The sequence below is a fragment of the Paenilisteria portnoyi genome (assembly GCF_014322795.1).
Lineage (GTDB): Bacteria > Bacillota > Bacilli > Lactobacillales > Listeriaceae > Listeria_A > Listeria_A portnoyi.
This window is the reverse complement of sequence record NZ_JAASTT010000002.1, coordinates 89,057-108,244: the sequence shown is the minus strand read 5'-3', so window position 1 is coordinate 108,244 and position 19,188 is coordinate 89,057. Positions and strand designations below refer to the sequence as shown.

The 19,188-nt window shown below is 42.1% G+C and carries 17 protein-coding genes, 1 other RNA gene and 1 riboswitch; of the genes, 14 read left to right on the top strand and 4 right to left on the bottom strand.

Annotated elements, in window-relative coordinates:
* The first annotated feature begins 11 nt into the window (after positions 1-11).
* The 4 genes from asnS to HCJ66_RS01935 all read left to right on the top strand — a co-directional run bounded on the left by asnS (position 12) and on the right by HCJ66_RS01935 (position 3,375).
* Positions 12-1,304, top strand: coding sequence for an asparagine--tRNA ligase (gene asnS, locus HCJ66_RS01950; protein ID WP_187131640.1), 1,293 nt, complete (start codon positions 12-14; stop codon positions 1,302-1,304).
* A 194-nt stretch (positions 1,305-1,498) separates the two neighbouring features.
* Positions 1,499-2,224, top strand: coding sequence for a DnaD domain-containing protein (locus tag HCJ66_RS01945; RefSeq protein WP_187131776.1), 726 nt, complete (start codon positions 1,499-1,501; stop codon positions 2,222-2,224).
* A 4-nt stretch (positions 2,225-2,228) separates the two neighbouring features.
* Positions 2,229-2,888 carry an endonuclease III gene (gene nth, locus HCJ66_RS01940; protein WP_187131639.1) on the top strand — a complete coding sequence of 220 codons (660 nt, stop codon included), beginning with the start codon at positions 2,229-2,231 and terminating at the stop codon, positions 2,886-2,888.
* Positions 2,881-3,375: a YpoC family protein gene (locus tag HCJ66_RS01935; RefSeq protein ID WP_187131638.1), complete on the top strand. Its 495-nt coding sequence runs from the start codon at positions 2,881-2,883 to the stop codon at positions 3,373-3,375. The genes nth and HCJ66_RS01935 overlap by 8 nt, the downstream gene beginning before the upstream one ends.
* 85 nt (positions 3,376-3,460) lie before the next feature.
* Here HCJ66_RS01935 and HCJ66_RS01930 read toward each other — a convergent pair whose 3' ends face one another.
* Both HCJ66_RS01930 and recU read right to left on the bottom strand, forming a co-directional pair.
* The gene (locus tag HCJ66_RS01930) at positions 3,461-6,073 is read right to left on the bottom strand and encodes a transglycosylase domain-containing protein (protein WP_187131637.1); all 2,613 of its coding nucleotides are present in this window, start codon (positions 6,071-6,073) and stop codon (positions 3,461-3,463) included.
* Between the two features lie 39 nt (positions 6,074-6,112).
* Complete coding sequence (gene recU, locus HCJ66_RS01925; RefSeq protein WP_187131636.1) at positions 6,113-6,715, bottom strand: Holliday junction resolvase RecU; 603 nt, start codon at positions 6,713-6,715, stop codon at positions 6,113-6,115.
* A gap of 329 nt (positions 6,716-7,044) precedes the next feature.
* Here recU and HCJ66_RS01920 point away from each other — a divergent pair, with 329 nt between their 5' ends.
* The 10 genes from HCJ66_RS01920 (at position 7,045) to HCJ66_RS01875 (ending at position 18,147) form a co-directional block, all read left to right on the top strand.
* Positions 7,045-7,386, top strand: coding sequence for a YppE family protein (locus HCJ66_RS01920; protein ID WP_425489599.1), 342 nt, complete (start codon positions 7,045-7,047; stop codon positions 7,384-7,386).
* Positions 7,383-7,931 (top strand): SLOG family protein, encoded by a 549-nt coding sequence (locus tag HCJ66_RS01915; RefSeq protein ID WP_187131634.1) that lies wholly within the window; start codon positions 7,383-7,385, stop codon positions 7,929-7,931. The genes HCJ66_RS01920 and HCJ66_RS01915 overlap by 4 nt, the downstream gene beginning before the upstream one ends.
* 404 nt (positions 7,932-8,335) lie before the next feature.
* Complete coding sequence (gpsB, locus tag HCJ66_RS01910) at positions 8,336-8,668, top strand: cell division regulator GpsB (RefSeq protein ID WP_036078358.1); 333 nt, start codon at positions 8,336-8,338, stop codon at positions 8,666-8,668.
* Positions 8,669-8,690: 22 nt separating this feature from the next.
* Positions 8,691-9,075, top strand: an RNA gene (gene rnpB / locus HCJ66_RS01905) — RNase P RNA component class B.
* A 170-nt stretch (positions 9,076-9,245) separates the two neighbouring features.
* Positions 9,246-10,385 (top strand): THUMP domain-containing class I SAM-dependent RNA methyltransferase, encoded by a 1,140-nt coding sequence (locus HCJ66_RS01900; protein ID WP_187131633.1) that lies wholly within the window; start codon positions 9,246-9,248, stop codon positions 10,383-10,385.
* A gap of 18 nt (positions 10,386-10,403) precedes the next feature.
* The gene (locus tag HCJ66_RS01895) at positions 10,404-11,924 is read left to right on the top strand and encodes a carboxypeptidase M32 (protein WP_187131632.1); all 1,521 of its coding nucleotides are present in this window, start codon (positions 10,404-10,406) and stop codon (positions 11,922-11,924) included.
* Positions 11,925-12,216: 292 nt separating this feature from the next.
* Positions 12,217-12,318: riboswitch (purine riboswitch) on the top strand.
* 111 nt (positions 12,319-12,429) lie between these two features.
* A complete protein-coding gene (locus tag HCJ66_RS01890; protein ID WP_187131631.1) occupies positions 12,430-13,008 on the top strand; it encodes a xanthine phosphoribosyltransferase in 579 nt (192 codons plus the stop codon).
* A 4-nt stretch (positions 13,009-13,012) separates the two neighbouring features.
* On the top strand, positions 13,013-14,317 hold the full coding sequence (locus HCJ66_RS01885; RefSeq protein ID WP_187131630.1) for a nucleobase:cation symporter-2 family protein: 1,305 nt from the start codon (positions 13,013-13,015) through the stop codon (positions 14,315-14,317).
* A gap of 64 nt (positions 14,318-14,381) precedes the next feature.
* Positions 14,382-15,260 carry a 5'-3' exonuclease gene (locus HCJ66_RS01880; protein WP_187131629.1) on the top strand — a complete coding sequence of 293 codons (879 nt, stop codon included), beginning with the start codon at positions 14,382-14,384 and terminating at the stop codon, positions 15,258-15,260.
* Positions 15,261-15,639: 379 nt separating this feature from the next.
* Positions 15,640-18,147, top strand: coding sequence for an MSCRAMM family protein (locus HCJ66_RS01875; RefSeq protein WP_187131628.1), 2,508 nt, complete (start codon positions 15,640-15,642; stop codon positions 18,145-18,147).
* Between the two features lie 8 nt (positions 18,148-18,155).
* On the opposite strand, the gene HCJ66_RS01870 is transcribed toward HCJ66_RS01875, so the two are convergent.
* Together HCJ66_RS01870 and HCJ66_RS01865 are read right to left on the bottom strand one after the other, a co-directional pair.
* Positions 18,156-18,554 carry an RNase H family protein gene (locus tag HCJ66_RS01870; protein WP_187131627.1) on the bottom strand — a complete coding sequence of 133 codons (399 nt, stop codon included), beginning with the start codon at positions 18,552-18,554 and terminating at the stop codon, positions 18,156-18,158.
* Between the two features lie 369 nt (positions 18,555-18,923).
* Positions 18,924-19,124, bottom strand: coding sequence for a cold-shock protein (locus HCJ66_RS01865; RefSeq protein ID WP_181675255.1), 201 nt, complete (start codon positions 19,122-19,124; stop codon positions 18,924-18,926).
* Between the last annotated feature and the right edge of the window lie 64 nt (positions 19,125-19,188).

The following is a 19,188-nucleotide window of genomic DNA, read 5'->3' as shown; positions in this document are numbered from 1 at the left end:
GGAGTGTAAACATGCAAATTACGATTAATCAAGCAGCAAAATATGTGGATAAAGAAGTGAAGATTGGTGGATGGCTCAGCAATAAACGCTCGAGTGGTAAGATCGCCTTCTTACAACTGCGCGATGGAACTGGCTTTATGCAGGGTGTTGTAGTGAAAGAAGAAGTAGGCGAAGAGCTTTTTCAAACGGCAAAAGGTATGACTCAAGAAACTAGTCTTTATGTCACTGGGACGATTCACGAAGATACGCGTTCCCCGTTTGGCTATGAAATGGCTGTAACTGGAATTGAAGTTGTCAGTGAGTCTGTTGATTACCCGATTACGCCGAAGGAACATGGAACGGAATTTTTGATGGATCACCGTCATTTATGGTTGCGTTCTAATCGTCAACACGCGATTATGAAGATTCGTAACGAAATTATTCGCGCGACATATGAATTCTTTAACGAAGAAGGCTTCTTAAAAATTGACCCACCGATTTTGACTGGTAGCTCACCAGAAGGGACAACGGAGCTTTTCCACACGAAATATTTTGAAGAAGATGCCTTTTTGTCACAAAGTGGTCAGCTATATATGGAAGCTGCAGCAATGGCATTTGGTAAGGTTTTCTCATTCGGACCAACTTTCCGTGCAGAAAAATCAAAAACACGCCGTCATTTAATTGAATTCTGGATGATTGAGCCCGAAATGGCATTTTATAAATTAGAAGACAGCCTAAAAGTACAGGAAAATTATGTGGCATTCCTTGTCGCTGCTGTACTTAAGAATTGTCGTTTAGAATTGGATCGTTTAGGCCGTGACATCTCTCATTTAGAGAAAATGGTTGCACCGTTCCCACGAATCACATATACAGAGGCAATTACATTACTTAAGAAATTAGGTTTTGAGGATATCGAATGGGGCGACGATTTCGGAGCACCTCATGAAACAGCGATTGCGGATAATTTTGAGAAACCAGTTTTCATTACACATTATCCAAAGGCAATTAAACCGTTTTATATGCCAGAAGATCCGAATAACAGTGAAGTCGTATTATGTGCCGATTTGATTGCGCCAGAAGGATATGGCGAAATTATCGGTGGATCAGAACGTATTCATGAACTAGCGATTTTAGAAGCACGTATGAAAGAATTTGATCTAGATTTAGAAGCGTATAGCTGGTATTTAGACTTAGCTCGCTATGGTTCTGTACCGCATTCCGGTTTCGGACTTGGTTTAGAGCGCACAGTCGCATGGATTTCAGGAACAGAACACGTGCGTGAAACGATTCCATTCCCAAGACTATTGAATCGATTGTATCCGTAATGAAGGACGAATCCAATTAGTTTAGGTGTTAAATTTTACTACGTGTTAAAGAACAGCCAGTCCCCACAAAATTCATTTTTTGCGGTGTACTGGCTGTTTTTCTATAGTCAAAAACATAAAAACTCTCCCAAAAATGTTTTTTCATCACGTTCCCCTTGTTTTTCATGGTATAATTTCTAATGAGGTGTTTCATGATGGATAATAAAATAATGCAAAAATGGTTAGAGGCGGGGAATGTGACATTGCCGCAAGTATTAGTGGAGAACTACGCCAAAATCGGAATGAATGAGCAAGAATTTGTCGTTGTTTTACAGCTACAGTCCTTTCTTGAAAAAGGAGTCTATTTTCCATCGATGGAAGAAATCGCCGGGCGTACAACCCTTAGCACGGAACAGGCTTTTCGAATCATTCAGGCGCTTGTTAACAAAAAGCTGATTATGATTAAGCAAGTGAACGAAGGCGAGCGAGTTTACACGGAGAGTTACGCGCTTGATCCACTTTGGGAGAAGCTGATGGTCTTTTTCGAGAACTTACATCAAGAGCAAAAAATGATGTCGCGTGAGACGGAACAAATGAGTTTATATTCGCAGTTTGAGCAGGAGTTTGGGCGTCCATTATCTCCGATGGAAGCCGAAATGCTGTCTGCCTGGGTGGATCAGGATCATAATAGTCCGGAGCTCATTCGGGAGGCTTTGAAGGAAGCAGTACTCTCTCAAAAATTAAGTTTTCGCTATATGGACAGAATTTTACTCAATTGGAATCGTAAAAATATCAAAACGCCAGAGCAGGCACGTTCGGCTTCCGCTGCTTTTCATGAGCAGGCGGCAGGTAGTATTGACGAGAAAGGGAACGTGACGAGGGTAAAGAAAAGTGAGAATTCGATTCCGCTCTATGATTGGCTAGATAAGAGAAAAGGGTGAACACATGTTAACAAATAAAGAAACTGTGATATGCATCGAGACAATGGCGGAGATGTTTCCGAGCGCTCACTGTGAACTCGAGCATAAGAATACATTTGAACTGCTGGTGGCTGTTGTACTTTCTGCGCAGTGTACTGATATTTTGGTTAACCGCGTCACCGCATCGCTTTTTGAGAAATATCACAAGCCAGAAGATTATATCAAGGTACCTGTGGAGGAGCTGGAAAATGATATTCGGTCCATCGGTTTATATCGAAATAAAGCGAAGAATATCCAAGCCCTATCTCAAAAAATCCTAAACGAGTTTGATGGAGAGGTACCGGCAACACATGCAGAGTTAGAGAGTTTACCTGGGGTTGGGAGAAAGACCGCTAATGTCGTGCTTTCTGTTGGTTTTGGAGTCCCGGCGATTGCTGTCGATACGCATGTTGAGCGTGTTTCTAAAAGATTAGGTATTTGTCGATGGAAGGATTCTGTGACCGAAGTTGAAAATACACTCATGCGGAAACTTCCAAAAGAGATGTGGTCCGATGCGCACCATGATATGATTTTCTTTGGGCGTTATCATTGTAAGGCGAGAACACCGGAATGTGCGAGATGTCCGCTCCTATACCTTTGCCGAGAAGGTAAAAAACAAGCGAAAGTGAGAGGTTTTGATGGCTGATTTTCAATATGCGAAAGAATTGGAACATCCTTTATTTAGGACACCCCATGTTGCTGTGGAGGAAATAGACGAAGCATCGATTTTTGTAACTGGATTACCATTTTGGCAAGAACAACTTTTTTATACACGTGGGCGTGGAGAGATGCCGTGGCATACGGATCCAGAGCAAGCGTGCCGACGTATGGCAAAGCAGTGGCGGAATATTGCGCAAGAGTTGGATGCCTCCTTTAAATTGCGTGAGGAGCCTGATGTATCGATTATTCGTGATGGATTAGGCATTTACCTTTCCATGCTTTTTTGGAGCAATAGAAGGCCTGTACAGCTAAATGAACTGGATGAGCATATCGAGACGTTAGAACTTATTCCAATGAATTTGCAAGAACGGTTAGCTTTTATTATGGGAAAATCAGAGACATATCCAGCTTTTAAGCAGTTGAATGAATTAGTGCAGGAGCAAAGGAAGTTAGTGCTAAAAGGGCTGACCTGACAAAGAAACGCATTTCAAATTGGGATGCGTTTTTTTTTGCAAATAAAAAACCACTCCGCATATTGCAGAGTGGTCGCGTTTTATTCTAGTTGGCCGGTGGGGTTGTATTGTTTTGTGTGCTGTCCGTAGTACCAGTGCCATCTGAAGCTGGTGTTTCTTGCTGTGTTTGCTCAGGTGGAATGGTAACGGTTGTTGTCGCTGGTGAGCCACGTTTACCATCTTTTACTGGAACCACCATAATGACAACACTCGATCCAGGTGAGCCACCACTCACAGTAATGGATGTTGTACCGTAGTTTTGGGTTTGTCCGTTGACGCTGACATCATAGGTGACGCCAGGGCCGTTTGATGCCCAACTTGCTGAAATCGTTTTATTAGCGGCATTATAAGAGCCATTTAAGCCACCTGGTGCTTGTAATGCCGTTTGTTCAGCTTCTTCCGCCGCTTTCTTAGCTGCTGCTTCCTGTTGCTGTTGCTGTTGCTGTTGCTGTTGTTTTAGCTTATCAGACTCAGATTGTTCTTTATCTTTTTTCGCTTTTTCTTCCGCTGCTTTCTTAGCTGCTTCTTCTTCAGCTTCTTTGTCTTCATCTGTTTTGTTTTCGGTTTTCTTTTCAGCTGCGGATCTGGTTGGGACGGTACCATCTAGGAATAGTTCATAGGAGATATTTCCACCACTTGCTCCAGATCCTGCACGTGTAATTGGGTTACTTCCAACGATAATTGGAATCTCATTCACGTTGCTAGGTTTTTTGAAGTCTGGATTTTTCTCGCCGGAAACGAGATGCTCCATTGTCGCTTTGAACATATAGGCTGCAATACGAGTTTCGCTTGGTGATAGATAGTTCTTGTTTGGCTCATCATAACCAGTCCAAATGGATACCGTGTAACGAGGAGAGTAGCCGACAAACCATGAATCGGGTGTGCCGTCACTTGGAATACCATTTTTGATACGAACGCTCTCATCGTAGTTAGTTGTACCAGTCTTAGCTGCAATATTCCAGCCTGGGATATTTGCTCTAGTACCAGTCCCTTTTGTTAGAACGTCTTTTAACATATCGCTAATCATGTAGGCAGTGGATGCTTTCATCGCTACAACAGATTCAGGTTCCATATTTACTTCTGTTTCGCCATCTGAAAGTAGAATCTTTGTAACGGTATGGGGTTTGTTATAGACGCCACCATTACCAAATGCTGCATATGCTCCAGCCATCTGAATCGGAGAAGCTTCACCACTACCAATTACTGTTGATTCGTACACCTCTTTGTAATTCAAACCAAGATTATTCGCAAAATCTTTCGCGCGATCATAGCCTACCTCTTTGGAAGCTTTTACGGCAGGAATATTACGCGAGGAATAAAGCGCATGACGCATCGAGATTTCCCCAAGATAACCGGAATCATAATTTCGCAATTCTTGACCACTTGCATACTGATAAGGAGCATCATTGAAAATATGTGCTGTTGACCAATCTAGGTATTCAATAGCTGGTGCATAGCCTAAAATAGGTTTCATAGTGGAACCGGGTTGGCGTTTAATATCCGTTGCACGATTAAGTCCGCGTGATACTTTCTTTTCGCCAGTATCGCGTCCGCCACCAAGGGCTTGTACACGACCAGTTTCTGTATCCATAACAACAACCCCAGCTTGGAATTTCGCGTCTGGATAGTTGATGATTTCATTTGTATTCAACATCTTTTCCGTGTACTTTTGGGCACTTGGATCAAGCGCGGTATAGATTGTTAAACCGTCTGTAAATGGATTGTATTTGTCACCAATTTCATCGATAACTTGATCGACATACGTATCATAAGCGTATGTTTTTTGTTTACGCGTTGCTTCATCTACTAAACCGTCCGCAATGGCTACCGATTGGGCAGCTTCCATTTCTGATTTCGAAATTTTATCGTTGTTGTACATTAAGGTTAACACGATATCGCGACGTTTTTTCGCTAAATCAGGATTTTCAAATGGGTTAAAACGGTTAGGACTTTGAGGCATACCAGCGATTAGAGCTGTTTGTGCCAAATTCAAATCTTTTAGTTTTTTGCCATAGTAATGCTCAGCGGCTGTCTCCATACCATGGATACCGTCGGATAGGTAAACTTTGTTGATGTAAATTTCTAGAAGTTCGTGTTTGCTGTATTTTTGTTCCAGTTTCACAGCCATCCATGCTTCCTGCGCTTTACGATCTAGTGTTTTGTTTGTGTAATCTAGGTAGGACATCTTAATGATCTGCTGCGTCAAGGTACTGGCACCTTGGGAACCAAAGCCACCCGTAATATTACCGACTGCAGCGCTCGCAAGTCGTATCGGATCCATTCCATTATGCTCGTAAAAGCGGGAATCCTCCGTTGATAGAACTGCGTTTTCTAGCTGTTTTGGGATATCTTTATACTCAATATATTCCCGGCGTTCTTTACCGATTTCTGCATAGACATCTCCATTTTTATCTAAAATCTTAGATGAAAGAGGGTCACGCAATTTTGAATCTGTCAGTTTTGGCGCTTCTTTTGCATACGAATAAAATGCGGTTGCGCCACCAGCAATGCCTGCAAATGCGAGAAAGAGTGCGGTGAAGAATACCACTTTAAAAACATTTCCAGTGATACGTTTGCCTTTCCCTGTTGGTTTATTTGTCTCAGGTTGTGTTGCTTGGCTATTGCGGTACTGAGATCTTGTCTGCGGTTTATCTGCCATAGAAAATTTCTCTCCTTTAATGTTGAGGGGCGACTGAGCTTAGAAATAATGTTTTCTAATGATGTTTAAATAGTCTAGCCTCGGATTTAGACCATAAGGAATCTGGTCCGCTACGTGTTTTAATTCTTGAAGGGTTACTGATTTTCTTCCGCCGTCAAGCATTCGTTGCCAAAATGGCTGAAAATGTTCAAAGGGGATGAGATAGACCTCTCCAAGTGTTTGAAAAGCGATGATAACAAAAACGATACCGTCTTGTTTTTGGACACCTTCCATATGAGTTAACTGATGTTGGTGAAAGTTGCTAAGAGGAAATGAGCTTGTATTTTTGGTCTCCTTTGCTTCAAAGTCAATATACTTTCCTTGGTAAACACCGTTATAGTCCGTGGTTGATGGTGTTTTGAAGTAGGCTTCCTTTATTTTTGCGCTACTTCTTTTTGGATAATCAACACCAACGATTTGCACAGGGGTAGGTTTCTTGTGGATGACGGCAAGCCCATGGGTTAAATAGTAGGCGTTTGTGTCATTGAGATCTTGCTCGAGTGACATGCCGCGTTTTCCGTAAGAGACTGTCTTTTTTTGTGCGGTGGAGGCAGCAGGTGTATTCGGCTGATACTTTTTTCCATTAGGATATCGTATGGCCATCTGTCATTCACCTCTTTTAAATCGATAGAACGGCAGAACTAGCCATTCTTAATTTGGACTAACACCTATTATAACAAATTTAAATGAAAATGATAGGGGAAATCTGCCTATAAGGGGGGTGTGATAATTTGGGAAATCGGTGAAAACCAAGATAGAACGTACCTTCGCATTGGATTCTGTACTGTAGAAAAAATTCAATATTTTTTTCATTTCAGGGATTTCACTGTGATTTTTAATACGTTACTCATTAGAAAAGTAGGCGATTGCCATCAAATATGGTATGCTGTTCTCATACTTTTATATAGAAGGAATTGGTTTTTATGAGTGAAATGAAGGATATAACGATAGAAATGTTACATCATAATGAGGCGATTTGGGAGCTTTACTTAGCAAATCGGGCAGAGCAGCAGACGTTTGATTTTTATGAAGATATGAAGCCGTTCGTGGATGGGGTCAAAGAGACGTGTGATAAGTGGCTAGCGCTTGTGATTCCGTGGGTGAATACGGCGCGTCCAACTTACCTTGGACAGTCGCAGTTGCAACAAGTAGCAGATAATATTCAGATGATCGCGGTCAGTGCTTTTAATGGGAAATCCTTTTATAAGCATTTCAATGATCATTATCAGTCAGTGGAATACACGTTGAAACGCGTGTTGGAGAAGGCGCCATGAAATCGATTTTTGTTTCGGGCTATAAGAATTTTGAGTTGGGCATTTTTAAGCGAGATGCGCCAGAAGCTGGATTTATCAAGGAAGCGATCAAGCGGCGGCTGATTGGGCTTATGGACGATGGTTTGGAGTGGGTGATTATTTCGGGGCAAATGGGCGTGGAGCTATGGGCTGGTGAAGTGGTGACGGAGCTAAAAAAAGAGGAGTATACGTTGAAATTAGCGGTTTTAACGCCTTTTTTGAATCAGGAGAGTAATTGGAACGAGGGCAATCAGCTGTGGTACAATGAGATTGTTGGTGCAGCGGACTACGTGGCGGCTGTGACGAAACGGGAGTATGAAAATCCGCGGCAGTTTCAATTAAAGGATCAATTCGTGCTAGATCACACGGACGGGACATTGCTTGTATATGATACGGAGCGAGAAGGCGCCCCTAAGTTTTTCTATGAAAAAGCAAAGATATACGCGGAGAATGGTGATTATCCAATTTTCATGATCGATTTTTATGAGTTACAAGAAGTTGTGGATTCACTGAATGCCGATTTTTAATGTCCTTTTTTAGCAAACGAAGGATTATAAATTGACAAATGAGCCGAACTTTGAAAAAATAGAAGTATGTAACGTAGGTGATGAATATTTTTACAATATTTGATTCATAGCTCCAAACCCCAGCGCGCTGACAAATGCTTAGATTTTAGGAAAAAGCGAGTACCAACGCGGAGCATACTAGTGTATGTGAGCGTTGGAACGGGACTTTTAGCGACGAAGATAAGTATTTGCCAACCCTCAGCGTGTTGCCAAATGCTTAGATTTTAGGCAAAAGTGAGTACCAACGCGGAGCATACTAGTGTATGGTGAGCATTGGAACGGAACTTTTAACGACGAAGATAAGTATTTGGCGACACGCTGGGGTGACGTTGGCATACAGAAACTAGATATAGAGGTGAAGTTAAATGGCTTCTGAACAATTCGAATATAATTTGACAGGTAAAGAGATTTTAGAAAAAGAATTTAAAACAGGTCTTCGTGGTTATAATCCTGAAGATGTAGATGAATTTCTAGATAAAGTCATTAATGATTATAGTACTTTTTCACAAGAAATTGAGGCTCTACAACAAGAGAATTTGCGTCTACGTGCTGAATTAGAAGATGCTCCGAAAGCAGTGGTTGCACCGAGTTTTCAACAAACAACGCAACCTGCTGGAACGACTAATTTCGATATTCTAAAACGACTAAGCAATCTCGAAAAACATGTTTTTGGGAATAAGCTAGACGACAACCAATAAACGTGATAGAATGATTGAGGTAGCGTTTGGGTAATTGCTGTTTTCCCTATGAAAACAGAGGAAAGTCCATGCTCGCACGGCGCTGAAATTGCCCGTAGTGATCGTGCCTGGTGAAACAATAAGCCAGGGCACTCCGGTTTTCCGGTTTGACGGCAGGTGACCCACCTAAGTCTTCGGATATGGTGTTCGAACCTTGAAAGTGCCACAGTGACGAAGTTTCATCAGAAATGGTGGAAGTGGAACGAGGTAAACCCCACGAGCGAGAAACCCAAATATTGGTAGGGGCACTTTTCCCGAGGAATAACAACGAGGGACGAGGTACATAGCTTCACCGTTATGTGCAGATAGATAATTACCACTTTTGTGTGATCCTGTAATCACAGAAGTACAGAACATGGCTTACAAAACGCTACTATCAGGATGAATTAAAAAAGTGAGGGCTGTTTCAAAGTCGGACGTATGGCGGATTTCTTATGCTAAGAGATGCCATAACTTAGTGCACCGTGTGTGTGGCTAGGAGCGTGTGCCTTTTGGAATGGCTCTTTTTTTAGATATTAATGAGGTGAGGATGGCGATTATGAGGGAATTTGAATTAGTGGCAACGGCTGCGGCTGGGCTTGAGGCGATTGTGGCAAAAGAGGTACGTCGACTAGGTTATGAATGTGAAGTTGATAACGGAAAAGTGTATTTTAAAGGGGACGAAATGGCGATTGCGAAGGCGAATTTATGGCTTCGAGTGGCAGATCGTGTGAAGATTGTTGTTGGACGGTTTACTGCGACAACATTTGATGATTTATTTGAACAAACGAAGGCTTTACCTTGGGAAGATTTATTGCCACTCGACGCCAATTTTCCGGTAGCTGGTAAATCTGTGAAATCGACATTGTTTAGTGTGCCAAATTGCCAAGCGATTACGAAAAAAGCGATTGTGAGTCGATTGAGTGAGAAGTATCGCAGACAAGGGCGCTTGATGGAGTCTGGTGCTCTTTTTAAGCTTGAGGTTTCGATTTTGAAGGATGAAGTGACGATTACGCTTGATACGAGTGGAGCTGGGTTACATAAACGTGGTTATCGTGTTGGTCAAGGTGGGGCGCCATTGAAGGAAACGATGGCTGCGGCACTCGTGTTGCTTACGAGTTGGCATCCTGATCGCCCGTTTTATGATCCGGTTTGTGGTTCTGGAACGATTCCGATTGAGGCGGCTTGGATTGGACGGAATATTGCGCCGGGCTTGCGTCGGGACTTTGTTTGTGAAACGTGGGACTGGATGTCTGCGGATATTTGGAAAGAGGCTCGTGCAGAAGCAGAAGCTGCGGCAAATCATGACCAACCGTTAGATATTATGGGGACGGATATTGATCATCGGATGATTGAAATTTCGGAGCAGAATGCGTTTGAGGCTGGTCTTGAAGATGTGATTGAGTTTAAACAGATGCAAGTGGCTGATTTTACGACGGAGAAAGAGTATGGTGTTATCGTTGCGAATCCGCCATACGGAGAGCGTTTGGAAGATGAGGAATCGGTTCGTGAACTGTATCGTGAAATGCGTGCGGTGTATCGCAATATGCCAACGTGGTCGGTGTATGTGCTGACGAGTTATGAGATGTTTGAGGAAGTGTACGCCAAACGAGCGACGAAGAAGCGGAAACTATATAATGGTTATTTGCGAACGGATTTGTACCAATATTGGGGGCCAAGACCACCACGTAGAGATTAGAGGAAATGGGGAATCAGGATGTCGGAGAGTTTACAAGAACTAGAACAAGAATTTTTGGATTATGTGAAGAAAATTAGTGCGTTTGAGGAGGCGCTTAGCTTAGTTTATTGGGATCTGCGGACTGGTGCACCAGAAAAAGGGGCGGCGCAGCGATCGGAAGTGATAGGAACGCTGAGTGGTGAAATTTTCAAAATGAAGGTTTCAGAGGAAATGGCAGCTTTTATCGCGGGGCTTTGGGTAGAAAAAGTGAATTTGTCCGATGTGACGTGCCGTTCTTTGGAAGCGTGTAAAAAAGAATATGATTTGAATAAAAAAATTCCAGCGAAGGAATATGAAGCCTATACGAAATTGGTGGCGCAAGCAGAAACGATTTGGACAACGGCGCGCGCGAGTAATGACTATGATTTATTCAAGCCTTATTTGGAGAAAATTATTGCGAGTAAGCGTAAATTTGTGGAATATTGGGGATATCAGGAAAACCCGTATGATACGTTGCTTGATCAGTATGAGCCGGGCATGACGGTGGCTGTTTTGGACGATGTTTTCGCAAAGCTGCGAGAAGCGATTTTAGCATTGCGTAAAAAAGTAGAGGCTGCGAGCTATCAGCCAGATGCGACATTACTTCATAAAAAAATCTCGAAAGCGAAACAAAAAGAATTTAGTGAGCGTATATTGACGAAAATGGGCTTTGATTTTGAGGCTGGGCGTTTGGATGACACGGTTCATCCGTTTGCAACGGGGCTCAATATTGGCGATGTGCGGATTACGACACGTTATGATGAAGCGAATTTCAAAATGGCTGTATTTGGTATTATCCATGAAGGTGGACATGCGATTTATGAGCAAAATATTAGTCCGAAATTGGTTGGTACACCACTTGCAAATGGTGCTTCGATGGGGATTCACGAGTCGCAATCGTTGTTTTATGAGATTATTTTAGGTTCGAGTTTTGAATTTTGGCAGAGTAATTATAAGGATTTCCAAGAGATTACGGCGCCTGAATTCGATGATGTTTCGGTGGAGGAATTTTATCGTGAGGTGAATCTTTCGGAGAGTTCCTTGATTCGGATTGAGGCAGACACATTAACGTATCCACTGCATATCATGATTCGTTATGAGCTTGAAAAAGCGATTATGAACGGAGAAATTGGTGTGGATGAACTGCGTGAGGCGTGGAATGATAAGTATGAAGCTTACTTGGGTGTTCGGCCGAAAACGGATGCAGATGGGATTTTGCAAGATATTCACTGGTCTGGTGGCGATTTCGGCTACTTCCCGTCCTATGCGCTAGGTTACATGTATGCGGCGCAACTGTTTGCGACTTTGTCTAAGGAGATCCCAAACGTATCAGAAATTCTGACAAGCGATGACTATTCTCCGATTCGCGAATGGCTAACGGAGCACGTGCATCAGTACGGGATGCTGAAAAAACCACTAGAAATTTTGACAGACACAACAGGTGAAGGCCTAAATCCAGATTATTTAATTCAGTTACTAAATGACCGCTACAACTTTATTTACAACTTAAATGAGGCGTGAAAAGCGTTTACATCTAAAAATAAGGTTGACCCGCCCTCATTTGAAAGCTATAATAATGAAATAACTTGAAGAAATCGAGACAAACGCTAAGCATAATACAGAGTTCTGCTCACTAATTTTTTATGGGTAGGGCGAAGATTATGCTTTACACAAATTGAGCGAAAGCGTTTGTAATCAAGAGATTTGCCGGAAGCCGGAAGCCGGAAGCGGAGTGTACGACTGTACATGAGAACCGGAAGTCTGGCAAATCTCTTGATTGCGAGCGCTTGCCGCCAATTTACTTGGGTTATGCTCTACATTAGAAAAATTCACTTGTATAAAAGCTGTAATATGGACAGCAAGTTTCTACCCAGTTACCGTAAATGACTGGACTATGAGTGAGAGTAACGTTTTATAAGGAAGGTGGCTGGATGCTGCCTTTTTACGTCTACTTCTCATTATTAGTATGAGTGGTGGGCGTTTTTTCGTTCCCGCGCTCTTTAAATCGGAGAGGGGTCATCAAGCTGTGAAATTATTAGAAGAACATATCAAAAGTCGAGGTACTGTGCTGCCCGGTAACGTATTGAAAGTCGATTCTTTCTTGAACCATCAAATTGATCCCGTCTTAATGCAAGCTGTTGGAAAAGAATTTGCCAATCGGTTTCAAAATTTGGGCATTACAAAAATAGTGACGATTGAGTCTTCGGGCATCGCGCCAGCCGTTTTTGCTGGACTTGAACTTGGGGTTCCTGTTGTTTTTGCGAGGAAGAAAAAATCACTGACGTTAACGGAAAATTTATATACGAGTAGTGTTTATTCGTTCACGAAACAAGAGACCAACGATATTTCGGTGTCAAAAAACTTCATAGGCAAAACGGATAAAATTTTGCTGATTGATGATTTTTTGGCGAACGGACAGGCGATTCTGGGCTTGTTGGAAGTAGCAGAACAGGCGGAAGCGGAAGTCGTGGGAATAGGGATTGTGATTGAGAAATCGTTTCAGCAAGGCCGATCGCTACTTGAAAAAACGGGTTATCCAATTTATTCCTTAGCGCGAATTTCCTCTTTAGAAAATGAGCAAATTCGTTTTGTGGAGGGGGAGTAGCGCGATGTTAGGAAAAGGGAGAATTGCGGCACTTGGTTTTCAACATGTATTGGCGATGTATGCCGGGGCGGTTATTGTACCGCTTTTGATTGGTGGTGCGCTTGGTTTTACGAGTGCGCAGATGACATACTTGGTTTCGATTGATATTTTTATGTGTGGGATTGCGACGCTCTTGCAGCTGACGATGAATCGCTTTTTTGGAATTGGCTTGCCAGTTGTGCTAGGGTGCGCGGTTCAGGCGATTGCACCGATTATTTTGATTGGTGAGCAATACGGGATTGGCGCGATTTACGGGTCGATTATCGTTTCTGGGATTTTTGTCGTTCTGATTGCACCGTTTTTCTCGATGGTTGTGCGATTCTTCCCGCCAGTCGTTACAGGATCGGTTGTCACGATTATTGGTTTAACGTTGATTCCAGTAGCGATTAATAATTTAGCTGGTGGACAAGGTTCTGCGGATTTTGGTTCGCTTTACAATCTGGGGCTTGGATTTGGGACATTATTCGTGATTATTTTAGTGTATCGCTTTGGTCGTGGCTTCAGTAAGGCGATTGCGGTGTTGATTGGACTCGTTGCGGGTTCAGTATTTGCGGCAATTTATCGTAGTATTTCGATGCAGCCTGTTGTAGATGCGCCGATGTTTCACATGCCTACACCGTTTTATTTTGGGATGCCGACCTTTAATTGGGCGGCGATTTTGACGATGATCTTGATTGCGCTGGTGAGTATGGTGGAGTCAACAGGGGTTTATTTTGCGCTCTCTGATATTACGAAACGAAAGCTGGAAAAATCGGATTTGACGAAAGGTTATCGGGCAGAAGGCTTGGCCATTATTTTAGGTGGTGTTTTCAATACATTTCCGTATACGGCTTACTCGCAAAATGTTGGTTTAGTGCAGTTATCTGGTATTAAAACTCGAAAAGTGATCTACGTGACAGCGGGGATTTTGATTGTGTTGGGCTTATTGCCGAAAGTGGGCGCGATGACGACGATTATCCCAACGCCAGTTCTTGGTGGAGCGATGGTTGCGATGTTTGGCATGGTTGTTGCGCAAGGTATTAAGATGCTCGGCAAGGTTAATTTTACATCACAGGAGAACTTGTTGATTATCGCTTGTTCGGTTGGTGTTGGGCTTGGTGTGACAGTTGTTCCGGATCTTTTCAAAGTATTACCGGACTTCATTCAATTGTTTACGAGCAATGGAATTGTGGCTGGAAGTATTACGGCGATTGTTCTAAATATTATTTTTAACATCATTCCACATCGTAAAGAAAAAGGAGCGGTGGAGCCTGCGCGCATTGATTTATAGCGGTCGTTTACTGTGGATTTCTATGGTATAATAATGGCTACATAGAAATCTAGGGGGAACGATAATGACGAATCAAAAAGATAATTTATTAGTCGTGGATGGCATGGCTTTATTATTTCGTGCTTTTTTTGCGACGGCGGTTTCTAAGCAATTTATGGTCAATCAACATGGTGTGCCGACAAATGGTGTGCAAGGTTTTATGAAGCATCTCTTTGCCGCAATTGATCAGAATAACCCGACGCATACGCTGATTTGTTGGGATATGGGTTCGCAGACGTTTCGTAACGAGTTGTACAGCGGATATAAGGCGGAGCGTAAGGCACCACCTGAAGAGTTGATACCGCAATTTGATTTAGTGAAGGAAGTCGCAGCGTCATTTGGCTTTATTAATGTGGGTGTGCCTGGCTTTGAAGCGGATGATTGTATTGGTACGGTGACGGTGAAAATGGCAGGGACAGGCATTGATACGACGGTTTTGAGCGGCGACAAGGATTTGTTACAGCTGATTGCGCCGACCAACGATGTATGGATTTTGCAAAAAGGGTACGGCAATTATAAACAATATAATGAAGCGGTTTTTGTCGAGGAATGGGGCATTACGCCGACGCAATTTATTGATGTGAAGGCGCTGATGGGCGATACGAGCGATGGTTATCCAGGTGTTCGCGGTATCGGTGAAAAAACGGCTTTAAAATTAATTCAGCAGTACGAGACAATTGATGGTATTCTTTCTCATGTGGATGAATTAAAACCAGGTCAGCAGACGAAATTGAAGGAAGACTTAGAAATGTTGCGTTTATCTAGGCAGTTAGCGGAGATTCATACTAGTGTACCGCTAGAATTTGATATCGCGCAATGTGTGTATCGTGGTCTATTACCAGAGGCGATCGATATTGTGGAACAATTCGGTTTGAAATCGTTAAGACGAGATATTATGTTATAAAATTTAGAATTGAAAAGCTAATAACAGAAAAGCAGGAATCTTGTATACAGCCATTTAAGAAGAATGGCGTATGCAAGATTTCTGCTTTTTCCAATTTTAAGCCTCTTTTTGTAGTAAATATGGCATAAAATCAAAGCGCAAAGTCATGAAATAAAGAGTGGCATTTTTTTGTAGCAAAACGTAAAAAAACGGACTAGGAAAAAGGATTTTCGTATGATAGACTAAATAGCGAAACTAGCTAGATGCGAGAAGGAGGAATAAGTACATCTAAGAAGTTAGCGGATACTTTCTAGAAGGGGTGATTTTTTTACAGTAGGACAAATTATTATTATAATTTTCTTTCTAAATATTATATAGCACATTAAAAAGGAGATGCGAGATGAAAAAAATGATATATGTTATGGCGATTATCTTGATAGCGAGTAGCGTTTTACTAGGTGCGACAACAAAGGCTGATACTTCAGTAACGAAGGTTGGAGCGACAAATGGGAAATTTAAATTGAGTATGCAAGTACATGATAATCCAATTGTGAGTTCGGGAAAAGTAACGATGAATTTTACGCTGGATGCTTCGGCAGACGCGATTGTAGATGAAAATGGTTTGATCGAAGTTAGTATTCCAAAAGAAATTTATTCAGCTGGGAATTTGACGGAATTAAATAGTGATGCTTTCACGTATGATCATACGGATAAAACGACAGATCCGACGCATATTTTACTTTATGTGAAGCCAGATGCTAATTTTAATGTGGGCAAGGCATGGTCAGCGTCATTTTCAATATCCTTTCAAGCGGTGTTAATACGCGCGGATACGACGATTTCTACGGATCAACTTTTTAAAGCAACATATGCTGGGCAGGTGGTTAGCGAAACATTGCAAATAAAACCGCAGCAAATTGGGACACCGACATTGTTTGAAAAGTGGTGGCATTCAAGCGTTGATAAAGATGGAATAAACCTGCTAGACCCTGTGGAGTCGCAATATAATACGTTCCAATTGGCGCTCAATATATATAAGAATGTGGAATTAAATAATGTAACAATCACGGACAAAATGCCAGATGGATTGCAAGTAGACCCTAACCCAGCGCTGACATCAGGAATTGATGCAACAGATAAATCAACAGTGGACGGTATTCGTATTATTAGTTATGATGCGAACGGAAATCGTACATATGTGACGTCAAAATATGCAAACAGTATTCATTTTGACGCAACATCGCAAACTTTGAATGTCCATTTTGATCATATCGGGAAAGACGAGATGTTGCTAATCGAGTACAAAGTGGGCGTGACACACATTTATGATTCGTATTTGAATACAGCGACAATGACGAGTGATGAATTTACGAAATCAAGTAGTAGTACATTGCGGATTGATGGTGATGCGAATTTTAACAAAGTATTGAAAAAAGAGGTCGATAAAAAAATAGTGACCGTGAACGATAAGAATTTACAGTATTCATTGACTTTGAATGCGATTACTGGAACGATTAAAGCTGGCCAAACGTTTGTGGATACATTAGATAATCGACTTGCATACAAAAATCTCGTGGATGATGCAGAGGGGACATTTGATATTCAGGAGACAAATAATGAATTGACGATTACGGTGAGAAAAGACATTCCGATTGGTGAAGGGAAGACGCTTGTTTTTGCTGTAGATCCTAGTAAATTAGCAGTTGGGGACACGGTACCGAATAAGGCTTCGATTATGCTTCGCGGTGAGTATTATGATTCTAATGTTGTGCAGACGAAAAAAATTAGCGGGGAAGTTGTATTGAATAAGGTGGATAAAGATGACGCAACAAAGGTTTTATCTGGTGCGGTATTCCAACTTACCAATAGTGATGGGAAAACGTTGTATACTGGGGCAACAAAGGTGGACGGTAAATTGGCTTTACATGGTTTAGCGCCAGGCAATTATGAGTTAGTGGAGACTCAAGCACCAGATGGCTATAAACTGGACACAACGCCTATTCCTTTCACCGTGACAGAGAGTTCTTATCAAACAATCGCTTTGTGGGCTAAAAATGAGAAATTGATTCGCGGAAAACTCGTGGTTCAAAAAGTAGACGAGGAAACGGGAGCCAAACTTTCGGGAGCCGAATTTCAATTGGTTTCAAATGAGGATTCGAGTGTCGTGTTAACCGGGACGACGGATCAGGATGGGAATTTAATTTTTGCGGATTTAGTTCCTGGCACATACACGTTAACGGAAAACGTGGCACCAGCGGGATATATACTCTCCGATGAGAAAAAAGAAGTTACTTTTTCGGGAACTGAGAGTCAAGAAGTAGCTATAACTATGCCAAATAAGGCGATGACGGGTTCCGTTGTCCTGACAAAAAGAGATAGGGAAACAAAGGAAGTTTTAGAGGGGGCAACATTTACTTTGCAAAAAGTGGATGGACTTGTTATTAAAACGGGGTTGAAAACGGATGCAACAGGCCAAATTATTGTATCGAATTTATTGCCAGGAGAGTACCAATTTATCGAGACATTGGCTCCTGATGGCTATGAATTAGACATGGAGCCGGTAACCTTCCGAATCGAATGGATGCATGCGGATAGTGTGGAAGTAGAAAAGCTGAATACAAAGAAAGCAAAACAAATTATCGCGCCACCCATTGATCCACCAGTAATCACACCTGTGACGCCACCGAAGCAACCAGAGAAAACACCAAAACCATCAAAAATTAGCGAGAAGCCGTCAAAAGTCATTGATGTGTCAAAAACTCCAACTAAAACAGTAACAGAAAAATCAGTGACACCGACTTCATCAGAGAAGCTACCAAGCACTGGTGATACAACGAAAAGTGACATTGCAATACTTCTTTCTGGATTAGCACTTTGCCTATTTGCATTCCGCAAGAGTAGTAAATAGGATATAAATTAGCGCGACTTCTTCTTACTTTTCTGGATAGCTTGGCGGGCCAAATCATCGGCTTTCTTGTTAGAAGCGCTAGGAATCCATTGAATAAAGAAGAGGTCGATCGATTCTATTAATGGAAGGATGGCATCTAAATGCGGTTGGAATAGTGGATTTTTTGCATAGCGTTTTTCGATGGCTTCAATTGCCACTTTGGAATCGGAATAGAGGCGAATGAAAGTTGGCTCATAAGGAACGGCCTGCATTAGCGCTAGTTTAATCGCAATAAATTCTGCTTCATGATTACTCAAAATACCCAACGGAATACTTACCTGTTCATAAATACCATCCGCAGTAATCACAATCCCGACCCCACTAGGACCAGGATTGCCAGAACTAGCACCATCGACGTAAATTTCCAAAATATGACCTCCTATATGTATAGAAAATATTGTGACAAAACTCTAAGTAAGATATGCCTCCCAGCTTGACACTACTGGGTAGGCTGTAATCCTGCTTTACACAAATCGAGCGAAAGCGTTTGTATTCCATAAGTTTGGTGGAAAAAAGGAAGGCAGACTCACTGCGTTCCTCTGCATATTGAGGTTCTAATTCGCCTTGCTTCAAAGAACCACAACAAAGCGCAGCGCAGAAGAACCGGAAGTCCGCCAAACAATAATGGATTACATGCTCGCGTTGCTCTCATGCATATTGGGACTGTAACTCATTGCATTTCGAACAGTCCCAACAATGCGAGCGCTTGTCGCCGATTTACTTGGTGTATACTCAACTCAATCTTTCTGTACGTTTGTGGCTTGGGGGCCGCGGTTGCCTTCTACGATTTCGAATGTTACGCTTTGGCCTTCATCAAGTGATTTGTAGCCGTCTCCTTGAATAGCGGTGAAGTGAATGAAGATGTCCTCGCCATTTTCGATCTCTAGAAAACCATAACCTTTTTCATTGCTGAACCATTTTACTTTTCCATTTTGCATCGAATGAATTCCTCCTAAGTTTGGTCAAATGGCTAGTAAGAGAAACTAGAGTAGACCTTTTTTC

Bases quoted from the DNA above. Each gene is read 5' to 3' on its own strand.
- HCJ66_RS01885 (WP_187131630.1), top strand. From the start codon at position 13,013: ATGTTAGGAAAAGGGAGAATTGCGGCACTTGGTTTTCAACATGTATTG.
- HCJ66_RS01935 (WP_187131638.1), top strand. From the start codon at position 2,881: ATGGCTGATTTTCAATATGCGAAAGAATTGGAACATCCTTTATTTAGG.
- gpsB (WP_036078358.1), top strand. From the start codon at position 8,336: ATGGCTTCTGAACAATTCGAATATAATTTGACAGGTAAAGAGATTTTA.
- HCJ66_RS01895 (WP_187131632.1), top strand. From the start codon at position 10,404: ATGTCGGAGAGTTTACAAGAACTAGAACAAGAATTTTTGGATTATGTG.
- HCJ66_RS01900 (WP_187131633.1), top strand. From the start codon at position 9,246: ATGAGGGAATTTGAATTAGTGGCAACGGCTGCGGCTGGGCTTGAGGCG.
- nth (WP_187131639.1), top strand. From the start codon at position 2,229: ATGTTAACAAATAAAGAAACTGTGATATGCATCGAGACAATGGCGGAG.
- HCJ66_RS01875 (WP_187131628.1), top strand. From the start codon at position 15,640: ATGAAAAAAATGATATATGTTATGGCGATTATCTTGATAGCGAGTAGC.
- HCJ66_RS01945 (WP_187131776.1), top strand. From the start codon at position 1,499: ATGGATAATAAAATAATGCAAAAATGGTTAGAGGCGGGGAATGTGACA.
- HCJ66_RS01915 (WP_187131634.1), top strand. From the start codon at position 7,383: ATGAAATCGATTTTTGTTTCGGGCTATAAGAATTTTGAGTTGGGCATT.
- asnS (WP_187131640.1), top strand. From the start codon at position 12: ATGCAAATTACGATTAATCAAGCAGCAAAATATGTGGATAAAGAAGTG.
- HCJ66_RS01930 (WP_187131637.1), bottom strand. From the start codon at position 6,073: ATGGCAGATAAACCGCAGACAAGATCTCAGTACCGCAATAGCCAAGCA.
- HCJ66_RS01865 (WP_181675255.1), bottom strand. From the start codon at position 19,124: ATGCAAAATGGAAAAGTAAAATGGTTCAGCAATGAAAAAGGTTATGGT.
- HCJ66_RS01880 (WP_187131629.1), top strand. From the start codon at position 14,382: ATGACGAATCAAAAAGATAATTTATTAGTCGTGGATGGCATGGCTTTA.
- HCJ66_RS01920 (WP_425489599.1), top strand. From the start codon at position 7,045: ATGAAGGATATAACGATAGAAATGTTACATCATAATGAGGCGATTTGG.
- recU (WP_187131636.1), bottom strand. From the start codon at position 6,715: ATGGCCATACGATATCCTAATGGAAAAAAGTATCAGCCGAATACACCT.